A 12815-nucleotide genomic window follows, 5' to 3' on the forward strand; every position below is an offset into this window, starting at 1 on the left:
GAGGATGTATCCGGTAGATCTGCATATGCACACCATCGCCAGCACGCATGCTTACAGCACGCTGCACGACTACGTGACCCAGGCGAAACAAACCGGCATGAAGCTGTTTGCCATTACCGACCACGGCCCCGATATGGCTGATGCGCCGCACTACTGGCACTTCATCAACATGCGCGTCTGGCCGCGCGTCATCGATGGCGTGGGGATTCTGCGCGGTATCGAAGCCAACATTAAAAACCAGCAGGGCGAGATCGACTGTTCCGGCCCGATGCTCGATGCATTGGATTTAATCGTCGCCGGTTTTCATGAGCCGGTTTATGGGCCGCGCGACAGAAAGCATCACACAGACGCGATGATCGCCGCCATGGCGGGCGGGCTGGTTCATATCATCAGCCATCCGGGCAACCCGAAATTCCCGGTTGATATCCCGGCGATTGCCGAGGCCGCAGCGCACTTCGACGTGGCGCTGGAGCTGAACAACTCCTCCTTTACCCATTCGCGTCCGGGCAGCGAACCTAACTGCCGCGCTATCGCCGCCGCCGTGCGTGATGCGGGTGGACGGCTGGCATTCGGCTCCGATTCCCACACCGCGTTTACGCTGGGCCATTTCGATCACTGCCTGCGGATTGCCCGCGAAGTGGATTTTCCTGAGGATCGGGTGTTAAATGTCACGCCGCGTCGCCTGCTCGACTTTCTGGAAATGCGTAGCGGCAAACATATTGCTGAACTGGCTGACTTTTAACAGCTTCATCGGGAACTCTGCCCCGCACAGGGGCTTTTTAGGGCCATCGCTGTCTGTTTTAAAAAATGACTTTATTCAGATACTATCAAACGTATCTGAACAAAATAAGGTCAGGGAATGAACGCTTTAAACATTGCTAAAGGTATATGGGATAGCATTAAAGGGATTCCGCAGAGTGCGTATTATGGTGCTAAACGTACCTATATAAGTACTGGTGCTGTTGGATATGACCGCAAATTACGCAACGATAGCGAAACAGAGCGATTCTACCAAGTAGTGAAATCCCTGGTTAGGAATGAAGAACCCTTACGAAGGTTGGTTACTACAGTAATTACCGAGTTTTACCGGAAACTTGACGATGAGGGCAAAGAAGCCATACATAATCAGTTGGCATATGGTGCAGGCCGTGTTAGTGGCCGTTTGGGTGGTCAGATTTTTGTGTCACAAACAGTAGCTGTGGCAATCATCAGGAATTCACGTAGTAGCTATGCCTATAAAGCCCTGTACCGTTTCAGTGCCAGCTTCACCATATCAACTGCCCTATGGCAAGGACTGATTGAAGAAGCCGCTTTGGGAAGCCGCAGATTACAGAATCACTACAATGCAATGTACTGGAAAGTACAGCCGCAAGGGCTGGACATGATCTATTTTGTCGTTGAAGACCAGCTAAAGCCATATCTCGATTATATCAATAGTCACCCTCAAACGTGCCGAAGGATTAATAATGAAATTTGTAAAATGGCTGGGTAAACTTTCGGCACACCTTCTTGAGGGTACGATAACAGCAGCGATGAGTTTCCTGGCTCTCGCTTCGCTATTTTTGTTTGATAGTCTTGCTCTGAAACTATGCGGCTTTTTCGGTTCTGTTTTGATGGGGTATGGAGCAGCTTATTTCCTTGGTAAAGCCAGAGGTGAGCAAAAGGAATGACAGTACATAGATCTCTCCCTGCCCTGAATACCCTGTGAAATAGACTCTTATAATTCCGGTAGACGGCTGGCGTTTGGCTCCGATTCCCACACCGCGTTTACGCTGGGCCATTTCGATTACTGCCTGCGGATTGCCCGTGAGGTGGATTTTCCTGAGGATCGGGTGTTAAATGTCACGCCGCGTCGCCTGCTCGACTTTCTGGAAATGCGTAGCGGCAAACATATTGCTGAACTGGCTGACTTTTAATTTATTTTGCCTCAAGGAAATCTGACTCATGAATGAGTTTTCCATTCTGTGCCGTGTGATCGGCTCACTGTTTAATCGTCAGCCGCAGGACCCGCTGCTGGTGCCACTGTTCACGCTGCTGCGTGAAGGCAAACTGCAGTCGCAGTGGCCGCTGGAGCAGGATGAACTGCTGACGCGTCTGCAACAGAACAGCGATCCGCAGGCGCTGGCCGCCGATTACAACGCGCTGTTTGTCGGCAGCGACTGTAATGTGCCGCCTTACGCCTCACAGTGGCCGGAAGGCAAAACGGAGCCGGAAGTACGTGCGTTCTTAACCTCACGCGGCATGCCGCTGAGCGATGCGCCTGCTGATCATTTTGGCGTGCTGCTGCTGGCCGCATCCTGGCTGGAAGATCAGTCAGCGGAAGATGAGAGCGCGGCGCAGCTGGCGCTGTTTGAAGAGTACCTGCTGCCGTGGTGCGGTGCGTTCCTGGGTAAAGTGGAAGCGCATGCAACCACGGCGTTTTATCGCACGCTGGCGATGCTGAGCCGCGAAGCAATTCAGGCGATGTACAACGAACTGCTTGAGAGCAGTGAAGAAGCGCCAGACGCCTGATTTACCACCTCGCCGGGTGCGTGCCCGGCGTACAGCCCGGTGTTACGCAGAGCTGTGGAGTACCGGGTAGCCAGGCGGCTGCCCTGAGCCTGACCCCAAGCCCCCATGGCGTTAACTCGTAACAGGGCAGGTTATCTTTAACCTGTGGCGTAATGCCGGAACCCGCGCACTGCCCGGTGGGATGCTGCTGCAACAGCCACGCGGTGCGTGCCAGCGACAGCCGCACCTGGCTGCCATCTCCTTGCGTCACGCGTCGCCGTAATCCTTCCAGCACCGCGGCCGCCAGCAGATAGCCGGTAGCATGATCCAGCGCCTGTACCGGCAGCGGAACCGGTTTGTCGCTCTGCTGCCACTGCATGCCCCGTTCAGCAATGCCGCATCCCATCTGCACCAGACTGTCAAAGCCTCGGCGGTTGCGCCACGGCCCCTGCCAGCCCCAGGCATTCAGACCGGCATCAACCAGACCGGGCGAGAGTGACTGAAGCGTCTCCGTATCAAACCCCAGCCGTTCCAGCGCATCCGCCCGGTAGCCATGCACCAGCACATCCGCTTCACGTAGCAGGCGGATAAACTGATCGCGATCGGCGGGTTGTGTCAGGTCGAGCACCGCACGACGTTTGCCGCAGCTCATCTCCTCATCCAGCGTCGGCTCCTGCCAGCCTGGCGGATCGATGCGCAGCACACTGGCCCCCAGGCTGGCCAGAAACCGCGTGGCGACCGGCCCGGCAATAATCCGTGTCAGATCCAGTACCCTGATACCCAGTAATGGGCGCGCTTCGGCCAGCGGCCACGCCGGAGCGGGTGCCGCGAGTGTTGTTTTCCAGCTAAACAGCGGCTCATGCTGCACGGCCTGGCCCTGGGGATGCAGTTGCCAGGCGGCGGCGCTGCGCATTTCAGCGGCGCAGCCACCGGCATCAATAATCGCCTGCTCCAGTTCGCTTGCCTGCCACTGTTGCACCTGCTGTGCCAGCGCCGCGCGATCGGCGTGCGCGCCCAGCACCTGTTCCATCGCCAGCCGGTGATGCGCGGCGTTGGTGTGCAGGCGGATCCAGCCATCGCGACTGCGATAGTCACCGGCAAACGCATCCCACATCGCGGGCGCAGCACGGTTCAGCGGGATAAAGCTCTGCTGGAACCAGCGCGACGCCAGGCGCACATTGACGGCGACGGGCGGAGAGGGATATTCAGGGTGGGAGGCGGCGACCAGTGCGGCGGTGGCCTGGGTTGCCAGACCGATGCTGGTGGCCGCCAGTTCACTGACGGCAAAAGCAGAAGCGAAGGTGGCGCGCTCAAGGAAGGCAGGAAGAGGCAAGGCGTCGTCGCGACCCCGCAATCCCTGCTGCATCTGCTGCCAGAGCGCGGCGGCAAGCTGTGAGTCCATATTGTGCATCCTGAGAGGGGAGATTTCTCAAGCATAGCACGCAGGATTAACGCCGCCGCAGGCGCGGGAAGCGCGCATGCATCCGCAGGTTACGCAGGTTGAGCACCGCGATAGCCGTGCCCAGGATCACCAGCGAGGCGCCGATAATCTTAAAGCTGTTGAGGCTGTCACCCAGCACGATAATCCCCATCACCACCGATAAAACCGGCGTCAGCAGCGAGTAGGGCATGATCAGATTGACGTTATATTTCTTCAGCAGCATATACCACAGCGTATAGGCCACAATCGATGAGGCGATGGCGCTATAAAGAATGGCAAACCAGCCGCGCCAGCCCGCATGCTGCAGCGCATAGAGCTGATGGGATTCCATCACCAGACTGGAGCCGCCGACGATGGGAATCGCCAGAAACGCAATCCAGCCGGTCATGGTCAGCGGTTTAATCGGCGGCGACTTTTTCACTATCAGGTTACTGACGGCCCAGCCGGTGGCGCTGCACAACAGCAGACAGAGCACCCACCACGAGGGAATCGTCGGACTGCCAGAGAGCACCACCACGCCGCTCAGCGAAATCATAATGCCCAGCAGCTGCACCAGCTTTAGCTTTTCTTTCAGCACCACCATTGCCAGCAACATCGCAATCGGCGTGCCCAGCTGTACCACAATCGCGCCGGTACCGGCATCGGTGTAACGCAGGCCGACAAACAGCAGCGAGAAGTGCATAAAGCCGAAGGTAAAAGCCAGCAACAGCAGCCAGGGCAACTGCTGACGGTTAATACGGCAGAACGGCACCAGCACGATGGCGACGACCACAAAGCGCATAAACGTCAGAAACAGCGGCGGCAACTCCAGCAGCCCCCATTTCACCGCCACGTTGTTGAAGGCCCAGATGGAAACCACCATCAGAATCAGAAAAAAATGCCGCACAGCCACGATAATATCCTTTCGATGATTTTTGCTTAGCTCGCTAATGATGGCACGAACTGCGGCACTCCAGCCAATCGCAGTGAGAAATTTTCTGCAATTGCGGTGCAGCCCGATGAGACTTTCGGGCGTGATGCTGGCAGACTGATTTGAAACGACTTCTTAAAGGAACCGATTCGGTATGACCTATACGTCCGCCTTACCCCTTGCGTTGATTCAGCTTGAAGTCCCACCCGCAAACGTCGTTTCAGAGATTGGTGAACAGCCGCGCTGGTTTATTGATGCACTGAATCTGCAACCCGATGAGTACCTGATTGTGCGGCCTCATCTGGGCGAAGCCTTACCCGATTTTGATCAGATTTCCGGCGCGATCCTCAGCGGTTCATGGGCGATGGTCACCGATCACGCCGACTGGAGTGAGCGCAGCGCCGCCTGGGTCAGAGCGGCGATTGATCAGGGTCTGCCGCTGCTCGGTGTCTGTTACGGCCATCAGCTGATGGCTTATGCGCTGGGCGGTGAGGTGGCAGACAATCCCAACGGCTGGGAACGCGGTCTGTTACCCATTCGCTGCTCCGATCAGACCCAGCGCGATCCGCTGCTGCAGAAGCTGCCCGCCGACTTCAGCGTCTGGTTGTCGCATCGTCAGTCGGTCGTCAGTGCGCCGTCCGGGGCGCAGGTGCTGGCCGCTTCTGCGCGCGATGGCTGTCAGATTGTGCGTTATTCACCGCAGGCACTCTCGGTACAGTTCCATCCCGAATTTTCACGGCACATTATGAGTGTCTGTACGCCGCCGGGCTGCACAGAGGATGGGGCTAACGAGATTGAGGGCAAAGACTGGGCGCGCGAGTTGCTGGTGACGTTCTGGCAACAGACGCGCCCGGCAGTGGAGCGAGCTCAGGGCGCGTAGTGACGCGTGCAGCGATAGACCCACGCGGGTGGCACGTTTTTCAGCACCCGCTGGCGCTCCCAGGTGAAGTAACGCGACAGATCGGGCTGGGTCAGTGAGGTGTACTGGAACTGCACAAAAACACCGTCCGGGCCAAGGGCGTTATAGACCGCTCGCAGAATGGCTTCACGCAGTTCGGGCGGTAATGAGAGCAGCGGCAGGCCGGAGAAGATCACGTCATAGTTGCCGTTCAGATACTCCGCAGAACAGGTGCGCACGGTCATGCGCGGGTCCTCCAGTGCGGTTAGCTTGTCTGCCAGCGTAGTGCAGATTTCAAAGGCATCCAGTGTTGCGTCGGGTGCCATGTGTGCCAGTATCTGTCGGGTCAGTACGCCATCACCCGCGCCAAGTTCCGCTATGCGCGCCGCTTCAGGCCATTTCACCGACGTAATCATCGTCCGGCACAACGCCTCTGACGAGGGGGTAATGCTGCCCATCTTGCGCGGATTGCGTATAAACTGATGCACGAAATTGGCTTTAGCGCGCATCTGGGTAAAAGCTGAAGCCAGCATGCTTATCTCCGGAATGAATTCATCCTCATGTTGACCCCCTTTGTGCCGCACAAGTTTCTCGCTGACTACGCTTTCGGGGAAAAGTCGGAATTTTCTCTAAGCGCAGCGTAAACGCCTATTCCTTCGGAGCGGTCACAGTTTCCGGTTAACAGACCTGACAGGCTCACAATGATCCTTCATGTTAATAATAAGTTTCATCATTGTTACGTCAGTCACCTGTCAGGAGAATGATCATGCGTTACGCTGCCCCCGGAGAACAGGGTTCTCTGATTACGCTACAGAAGAAGTATGGCAACTTCATTAATGGTGAATTCGTCGCGCCGGTGAAGGGTAACTACTTTACTAACACCTCGCCGGTAAACGGCTCTGCGGCCGGTGAGTTCCCGCGCTCAGACGCGGCCGATGTGGATAACGCTGTGGCCGCCGCGGCAGCGGCAGCGGACGCCTGGGGCAAGACCTCACCGCAACAACGTGCGCTGCTGCTACTGAAAATTGCCGATCGGCTGGAACAGCATCTGGAGACCATGGCGGTCTATGAAACCTGGGATAACGGTAAACCGGTGCGCGAAACGCTGGCGGCCGATATGCCGCTGGCGGTCGATCACTTCCGCTACTTTGCCGGTTGTGTCCGGGCGCAGGAGGGCAGCGCGGCAGAGATTGATGAGTTCACCGCTGCCTACCATTTCCACGAGCCGCTGGGCGTGGTGGCGCAGATTATCCCGTGGAACTTCCCGCTGCTGATGGCGGCCTGGAAACTGGCTCCGGCGCTGGGCGCAGGGAACTGCGTGGTACTGAAACCGGCTGAACAGACGCCGCTGTCGATCACTATCTTTGTCGATCTGATTAAAGATTTGCTGCCGCCGGGCGTGCTGAATGTGGTGCACGGCTTTGGTAAAGAGGCGGGTGAGGCGCTGGCGTCCCATTCCGGTATCGCCAAGGTCGCCTTTACCGGCTCTACCGCTACCGGCGGGCACATTCTGGAGCTGGCCGCCAAAAGTCTGATCCCCTCGACGGTCGAACTGGGTGGCAAGTCACCGAACATCTTCTTTGAAGACATCATGCAGGCGGAGGAGAGCTTTATTGAGAAAGCGGCCGAAGGCGTGGTACTGGGCTTCCTGAATCAGGGCGAAGTCTGCACCTGTCCATCGCGTGCGCTGGTGCAGGAGTCGATCTACGAGCCGTTTATGGCGGCGGTGATGAAGCGGGTGAAAACCATCAAACGCGGTGACCCGCTGGACACCGATACCATGGTAGGCGCGCAGGCGTCGCAGCAGCAGTTCGATAAAATCCTCTCTTATCTTGAGGTGGCACGGCAGGAGGGCGCAGAAGTGCTGGTGGGCGGCGGCGTAGAGAAGCTGGATGACTCACTCAATAGCGGCTACTACATCCAGCCAACCCTGCTGAAAGGTAACAACAGCATGCGGGTGTTCCAGGAGGAGATCTTTGGCCCGGTGATCGGCATCACCACGTTTAAAGATGAGGCGGAAGCGATCAGCATCGCCAACGACTCGATTTATGGCTTGGGTGCCGGCGTCTGGACCCGCGATATCAACCGCGCCTATCGGGTGGGCAGGGCGATTAAAGCGGGGCGCGTCTGGACAAACTGTTATCACCTCTATCCGGCGCACGCTGCCTTTGGCGGCTACAAGAAGTCGGGCATCGGGCGTGAAACCCACAAAATGATGCTCGATCACTATCAGCAGACGAAAAACCTGCTGGTCAGCTACAGTATTGAGCCGCTGGGCTTCTTCTGATGGTCTTAGTCGTGCCGGCTTAATGCGGCACGCTCTCACACTAAACCACGCTACGGCGTGGTTTTTTTGGTTAGAAGGCCGAAACCCGTTAGGAAATATCTGGTAGCCAGTTTATAAAAGCGAACCGGTAAAGAACAATTAATCAGTCTGGTCTGAAAGCGCATCTGGCCTGATTAACGTTTCGCTTAACCCCTTCCAATCCCCACCCTGCCTGGTTTACATCCCCCTCACTGTAAATCCGTATAAGATATTGATATTTATTTAAATATATAAATATCCCCTTGCGACTCAGCATAGTTGCAGACTGCCTGTACGACATAAAAACTTTGAAATTTGGCTTAAATCAGAACCATTAAAAACGTGAGTACTTTTAATAGCAATCTCAGAGGAAACTTATTTATGTGCAAAAAAACTTCATATTTTCGCAAGTTGTTAAGATTAGTCCTAACCGTGTGCTTAAAAGTAACACATATTTGTATTAACTTTATTTGTTAAGGTTTACTTGAGTAAATTCTTCTGAAAGTGGGGCGTTGAAATTTTGTCAATCTTCTGTAAACTCGCAGCTAATATTTACACATGGATTGTAATCTCTGAACCACGGGCAGGATCTACCTGACTCGTGCGGTAGCTATGAAATTTCGCTAAAGTTATAAAGCATTGAAAATAAACCAATATAATGAAAATTATTCGGGCGTAATGTGTCATTTCTTACTGCCGGATAATTGACTCACGGTTATCGGCTTAATTCAATCCGCCGGTTTTTCGACCAGGGATGGCATAAGGAAAGCTTGGGTTTACCCCACCTTCTTAAATTTGCCGGGAAAAAATTGATCATGTTTCTGATCGTTGTTTGCCAGGACAGATTCCTCCCATTTCCCGTTTACGTCCCCGATGTTGCTTTTTTATACTTAACTTTTGCTGATCGGTTAACGTTTCGCAGCAAGACGCTTAGGCGCTTTTTGTTTAAGGATTATTTTTTAATCTGGCACTAAGTGGCTTCCTGTGCAGATGACATCTCCGATTTTCATTACTGACACCCGGCCTCTGGCCACTCTCCAAGGTATGAATGGAACACAACATGAAAAAAATGGTGAAGCTCCGCGTTGCGTTAGGCCTGATGTTTGTTTTTTCAGTCGCCGGTTGTAAAACCCCGCCAAAAATGACCGATGACACCCTGGTCACCAGCACGGTGGACGGTGTGGCGATCAGTCACCGTTATGCCGTAAAACCGCCAGCGCAGTTCAGTCCGGTCAATGAAACCTATCGCGCGCTCTATCCCGGTTCGGTAATGAGCCAGCCAGGCTACGGCGGCAAGGTAGTGGAGACGCTGAAAACCGGCGAAACCTACACCGTGATTGGTCAGGTCGAGAACAACTGGCTGGCGCTGGGTGAACCGGCTCAGGCAGCAGAGCCTCAACCAGACAACGCTACCGCCAGTGTCAAAGATGCACCTCAGTCGGCCGCGCCGCAGTCAACCGTCCAGCTGACAGGCTATGTTCCATTCCGCGCCGTGGTGAAAAGCGCACTCTACGATCAGACCGTCAAAGCCGATCAGCCGAAACGCCGCGTGCGCAGCAGTAGCAAGAAGAAAACCTGCGTCGCGGTTAACGGTGACAGCACTGCCTGTCAGAACAGCACTAACGGAACCTGGATCATTAACTAATCGCACTGAGCAGGGAGGGCTGGATGATGAGAACAACACAACTGCGCGGTGGGCTGATCGTGCTGCTGATGTGGCTGCTGACGGCCTGCAGCAGTAGCAGTACGCCGCCGGTGGCTTACTACAACCTGGACGTTCAGGGGCAGAATCAGCTTAACGGCGGTGCGCCGCTGAAGGTCCGTGTGGTGTTACTGAGCTCCGATGCGGAGTTCATGTCAGCAGACTTCTTCTCCCTGCAAAACCAGTCAGCAACGGTGCTGGGCAGTGCGCAGCTTAACACCCAGCAATTCTTCCTGACGCCAGAGCAGCGCAGCAAAACGCTGCGGATTAAGAGCCTGCCTGAGGCGCGCTTCATCGGCATCATGGCGGAATATCAGGCGCTGGATGGCAAGGTGTGGCGACTGTCGCTGCCGGTTCCCGAAGGGGAGTCACCCTCATTCTGGGCATTCTGGAAACGTGACGATAGCGAGCTGAATGCGCGCATCGTGGCGGGAATTAATGGCCTTCGCGTGGAAAAACAGTGATGTCGATGAACAGAGCCGAAAAGGTCGTCTGGACCGAGGGGATGTTTCTGCGTCCTCACCATTTCCAGCAGTCAGAAAATTATCTTCTCAGCACCCTGCGTGAATGGGGGCAGTCACAGCGCGTCTACACCTGGGGCTTTTACGATCTGGAGTTTGATGAAGCGCTGCTGCGTCAGGGGAAACTGGCGCTGAGTGCGGCCAGCGGCTGTCTGCCAGACGGCACGTTTTTCGCCTTCAGCCAGCCGCAACATGGCCCGGCACCGCTTGATCTGCCAGCTTCTGTTGACCGCAGCAAAGTGGTGCTGGCGATACCGACCCGTCGCAATGGCCGCGAAGCCGTCGCTTTCCAGGAGTCGCAGGATTCTCTGGCGCGCTATCTGGCCTGGGAAGCGGAAGTGGAAGATGACAACGCCCAGGCCGTAGGCAGCGCGACGGTACAGTTCGGCAAGCTGCGCCTGCGGCTGATGCTGGAGCAGGATCTGACCGCCGAGTGGACCGCGATGGGCGTTGCGCAGGTCATTGAAAAACGCAGCGACAACCATATCCGGCTCGACAGCGATTACATCCCGCCGATGCTGACTCTGAACAGCAGCCGTCCACTGCAAAACATGTTTAACGACCTGCACGGGCTTATCCAGCAGCGCAGCCAGCAGCTGAGTCAGCGTGCACCCGGCACCGGCCGCTTCAACAGCGCCGATATGGTCGATTTTATGCTGCTGGCGCTGCTCAATCGTCAGCTTGGCCTGCACAGCCATCTGCAACATCTGCCGCTGCTGCATCCTGAAACCCTCTACAGCCACTGGCTGCAACTGGCCGCAGAGCTGAGTACCTGGACGCCCGCGCGCGCGCCGGAAGGACTGCCGCTCTACGATCATGATGACCTGCATAACTGCTTCAGCCGTCTGTCGCTGCTGCTGCGTCAGGGTCTGTCGCAAGTGATGGAGGAGAGCGCCATTCAGCTGCCACTGACGCAGCGTTCGCACGGCCTTAACGTCGCTACCGTGCCGGAGAGCAGCATGGTGCATGAGTTCGGCTTTGTGCTGGCTGTGAAAGCCAGCGTGCCGGCCGACACTCTGAAAACCCATTTCCCGGCACAGATGAAAGTCGCGCCGGTCAGCAAAATCCGCGATCTGGTGCAGCTGCAGCTGCCGGGTCTGGCACTTCGGGCGATGCCCGGCGCGCCGCCGCAGATCCCGTGGCATGCCGGATACAGCTATTTCGAACTGGATAAGAACAGCGAGCTATGGAAAGAGATGGAGCGCTCGGGCGCTTTTGCGCTGCATCTTGCCGGTGAGTTTCCGGGCCTGAACATGGAGTTCTGGGCCATCCGCAGTCAGTCAGAATAATAAACTGAGCACGCAGCATGATGCAGGAACAACAACATTCACACAGCGATCTTGCGCCGGATGCCAGCCACCAGAATGTGCTGGTTGCGGCGGCCAACCCCCTGATTAACGCGATTCCACAGATCCGCCATTCGGTGTCGCATGAAGACCCGGCGCAACTGCGTCAGCAGCTGATCGACCAGATCCGCCGCTTTGAGCTGAGCTGCCAGCAGTCGGGTCTCGGCTACGAAGTGATCATCGGCGCGCGCTATTGTCTCTGTACCGCGCTGGATGAGGCAGCGGCGCTGACGCCGTGGGGCAGTCGCGGCGTCTGGACCAGCAACGGTCTGCTGGTCACCTTTCACAACGAAACCTGGGGCGGCGAGAAGTTTTTCCAGCTGCTGGCGAAGCTGTCGCAGAACCCCAGGCGTCACATTTTGATGCTGGAGCTGATCTACTTCTGCCTGCTGCTGGGGTTCGAAGGACGCTACCGGGTTTTGGACAATGGCCGCTCGCAGCTGGAGACCATCAAACAGCGCCTGCTGCAGATGATCAAAAGCGTACGCGGCAGTTACGCCGCGGCGCTGTCACCGCATCCCACCGATCAGCCGGTGCTGCGCAAGCTATGGCGGCCGATGATCCCGCTGTGGGCCTGTGCGGCCGTGGCTGGGCTGGCCGCCTGTCTGTTCTACATCGTGCTCAACTGGCGTCTGGGTGATTACACCTCGCCGGTGCTGGCCCGCATCTATCAGACGGCGCTGCCGGAAGTAAAGATTGGCAACCCGGCGCCGCCTCCGCCTGCCACGCTGAATCTGCGCGCCTTCCTGAAGCCGGAAATTGATGCCGGGCTGGTGGCGGTGCGTGATGAAGCGGACCGCAGCGTGGTGACGCTGAAAGGGGATGGGCTATTTGCTTCGGCGGCGACCGAAGTGCGCGGCGGCTACATTGACGTGATCCGGCGCATCGCGGCGGCCATGAACAACGTCAGCGGCCAGATTCAGGTGATTGGCTACAGCGATAACGTGCCGATCCGCAGCGCGCGCTTCGCCTCCAACTTTGAGCTGTCGCTGGCGCGCGCCCGTTCGGTGCAGACCCTGCTGCAACAGCAGCTGGCGCAGCCGTCGCGGGTGAAAGCGGAAGGGCGCGGCGAAAGCAATCCGCTGGTGCCGAACACCAGCGCAGAAAATCGCGCGCGTAACCGTCGTGTTGAAATCACACTGCTGGTGGCGCCGGATGCGACGCATGCCGAACTCAACGGCCTGGCGAGAGGGAACTGATCC

General features: G+C 56.7%; 13 protein-coding genes and 1 pseudogene. 11 read left to right on the forward strand and 3 right to left on the reverse strand.

From position 1 onward, the window contains the following. Nucleotides 1–4 precede the first annotated feature (4 nt). The 5 genes and pseudogenes from AC6I8E_RS07545 (at nt 5) to AC6I8E_RS07565 (ending at nt 2511) form a co-directional block, all read left to right on the forward strand. Complete coding sequence (locus tag AC6I8E_RS07545) at nt 5–742, forward strand: phosphatase (RefSeq protein WP_497824622.1); 738 nt, start codon at nt 5–7, stop codon at nt 740–742. A 117-nt stretch (nt 743–859) separates the two neighbouring features. Then, nucleotides 860–1492: an Ssp6 family T6SS pore-forming effector gene (locus AC6I8E_RS07550; RefSeq protein WP_201251737.1), complete on the forward strand. Its 633-nt coding sequence runs from the start codon at nt 860–862 to the stop codon at nt 1490–1492. Next, on the forward strand, nt 1467–1670 hold the full coding sequence (locus AC6I8E_RS07555) for a hypothetical protein (RefSeq protein WP_201251708.1): 204 nt from the start codon (nt 1467–1469) through the stop codon (nt 1668–1670). Before AC6I8E_RS07550 ends, AC6I8E_RS07555 begins: the two co-directional genes overlap by 26 nt. Nucleotides 1671–1724: 54 nt before the next feature. Further along, nucleotides 1725–1916: pseudogene (locus AC6I8E_RS07560) on the forward strand (phosphatase); the annotation flags it as partial. Between the two features lie 28 nt (nt 1917–1944). After that, a complete protein-coding gene (locus AC6I8E_RS07565) occupies nt 1945–2511 on the forward strand; it encodes a TorD/DmsD family molecular chaperone (RefSeq protein WP_013357561.1) in 567 nt (188 codons plus the stop codon). Nucleotide 2512: 1 nt separating this feature from the next. On the opposite strand, the gene AC6I8E_RS07570 is transcribed toward AC6I8E_RS07565, so the two are convergent. Both AC6I8E_RS07570 and AC6I8E_RS07575 read right to left on the reverse strand, forming a co-directional pair. Continuing rightward, the gene (locus AC6I8E_RS07570) at nt 2513–3892 is read right to left on the reverse strand and encodes a CoA transferase (RefSeq protein WP_497824623.1); all 1380 of its coding nucleotides are present in this window, start codon (nt 3890–3892) and stop codon (nt 2513–2515) included. A 46-nt stretch (nt 3893–3938) separates the two neighbouring features. Then, complete coding sequence (locus AC6I8E_RS07575) at nt 3939–4823, reverse strand: DMT family transporter (protein ID WP_013357563.1); 885 nt, start codon at nt 4821–4823, stop codon at nt 3939–3941. A gap of 172 nt (nt 4824–4995) precedes the next feature. Between AC6I8E_RS07575 and AC6I8E_RS07580 the strand changes: the two genes are divergently transcribed. Beyond that, complete coding sequence (locus tag AC6I8E_RS07580; RefSeq protein ID WP_033782786.1) at nt 4996–5721, forward strand: glutamine amidotransferase; 726 nt, start codon at nt 4996–4998, stop codon at nt 5719–5721. Here the strand turns inward: AC6I8E_RS07580 and AC6I8E_RS07585 are convergent. Then, nucleotides 5709–6272, reverse strand: a complete 564-nt coding sequence (locus AC6I8E_RS07585) for a class I SAM-dependent methyltransferase (protein ID WP_497824624.1) — start codon at nt 6270–6272, stop codon at nt 5709–5711. The genes AC6I8E_RS07580 and AC6I8E_RS07585 overlap by 13 nt on opposite strands. 233 nt (nt 6273–6505) lie before the next feature. Here AC6I8E_RS07585 and exaC point away from each other — a divergent pair, with 233 nt between their 5' ends. The 5 genes from exaC to AC6I8E_RS07610 all read left to right on the forward strand — a co-directional run bounded on the left by exaC (nt 6506) and on the right by AC6I8E_RS07610 (nt 12812). Continuing rightward, the gene (exaC, locus tag AC6I8E_RS07590) at nt 6506–8026 is read left to right on the forward strand and encodes an acetaldehyde dehydrogenase ExaC (RefSeq protein ID WP_013357566.1); all 1521 of its coding nucleotides are present in this window, start codon (nt 6506–6508) and stop codon (nt 8024–8026) included. A 1066-nt stretch (nt 8027–9092) separates the two neighbouring features. Further along, a complete protein-coding gene (locus tag AC6I8E_RS07595) occupies nt 9093–9689 on the forward strand; it encodes a hypothetical protein (RefSeq protein ID WP_013357567.1) in 597 nt (198 codons plus the stop codon). Nucleotides 9690–9712: 23 nt separating this feature from the next. After that, on the forward strand, nt 9713–10210 hold the full coding sequence (gene tssJ, locus AC6I8E_RS07600) for a type VI secretion system lipoprotein TssJ (RefSeq protein ID WP_110331750.1): 498 nt from the start codon (nt 9713–9715) through the stop codon (nt 10208–10210). Nucleotides 10211–10215: 5 nt separating this feature from the next. Further along, on the forward strand, nt 10216–11556 hold the full coding sequence (tssK, locus tag AC6I8E_RS07605) for a type VI secretion system baseplate subunit TssK (protein WP_013357569.1): 1341 nt from the start codon (nt 10216–10218) through the stop codon (nt 11554–11556). Nucleotides 11557–11573: 17 nt separating this feature from the next. Next, on the forward strand, nt 11574–12812 hold the full coding sequence (locus AC6I8E_RS07610; RefSeq protein ID WP_013357570.1) for a DotU family type VI secretion system protein: 1239 nt from the start codon (nt 11574–11576) through the stop codon (nt 12810–12812). The last annotated feature ends 3 nt before the right edge of the window (nt 12813–12815 follow it).

This window comes from Pantoea sp. X-Soil-YNGN-785, from assembly GCF_059730585.1.

Coding starts and splice junctions, on each gene's coding strand:
- AC6I8E_RS07545 (WP_497824622.1), top strand. CDS start 5: ATGTATCCGGTAGATCTGCATATGCACACCATCGCCAGCACGCATGCT.
- AC6I8E_RS07550 (WP_201251737.1), top strand. CDS start 860: ATGAACGCTTTAAACATTGCTAAAGGTATATGGGATAGCATTAAAGGG.
- AC6I8E_RS07555 (WP_201251708.1), top strand. CDS start 1,467: ATGAAATTTGTAAAATGGCTGGGTAAACTTTCGGCACACCTTCTTGAG.
- AC6I8E_RS07565 (WP_013357561.1), top strand. CDS start 1,945: ATGAATGAGTTTTCCATTCTGTGCCGTGTGATCGGCTCACTGTTTAAT.
- AC6I8E_RS07570 (WP_497824623.1), bottom strand. CDS start 3,892: ATGGACTCACAGCTTGCCGCCGCGCTCTGGCAGCAGATGCAGCAGGGA.
- AC6I8E_RS07580 (WP_033782786.1), top strand. CDS start 4,996: ATGACCTATACGTCCGCCTTACCCCTTGCGTTGATTCAGCTTGAAGTC.
- AC6I8E_RS07585 (WP_497824624.1), bottom strand. CDS start 6,272: ATGCTGGCTTCAGCTTTTACCCAGATGCGCGCTAAAGCCAATTTCGTG.
- exaC (WP_013357566.1), top strand. CDS start 6,506: ATGCGTTACGCTGCCCCCGGAGAACAGGGTTCTCTGATTACGCTACAG.
- AC6I8E_RS07595 (WP_013357567.1), top strand. CDS start 9,093: ATGGAACACAACATGAAAAAAATGGTGAAGCTCCGCGTTGCGTTAGGC.
- tssJ (WP_110331750.1), top strand. CDS start 9,713: ATGATGAGAACAACACAACTGCGCGGTGGGCTGATCGTGCTGCTGATG.
- tssK (WP_013357569.1), top strand. CDS start 10,216: ATGAACAGAGCCGAAAAGGTCGTCTGGACCGAGGGGATGTTTCTGCGT.
- AC6I8E_RS07610 (WP_013357570.1), top strand. CDS start 11,574: ATGATGCAGGAACAACAACATTCACACAGCGATCTTGCGCCGGATGCC.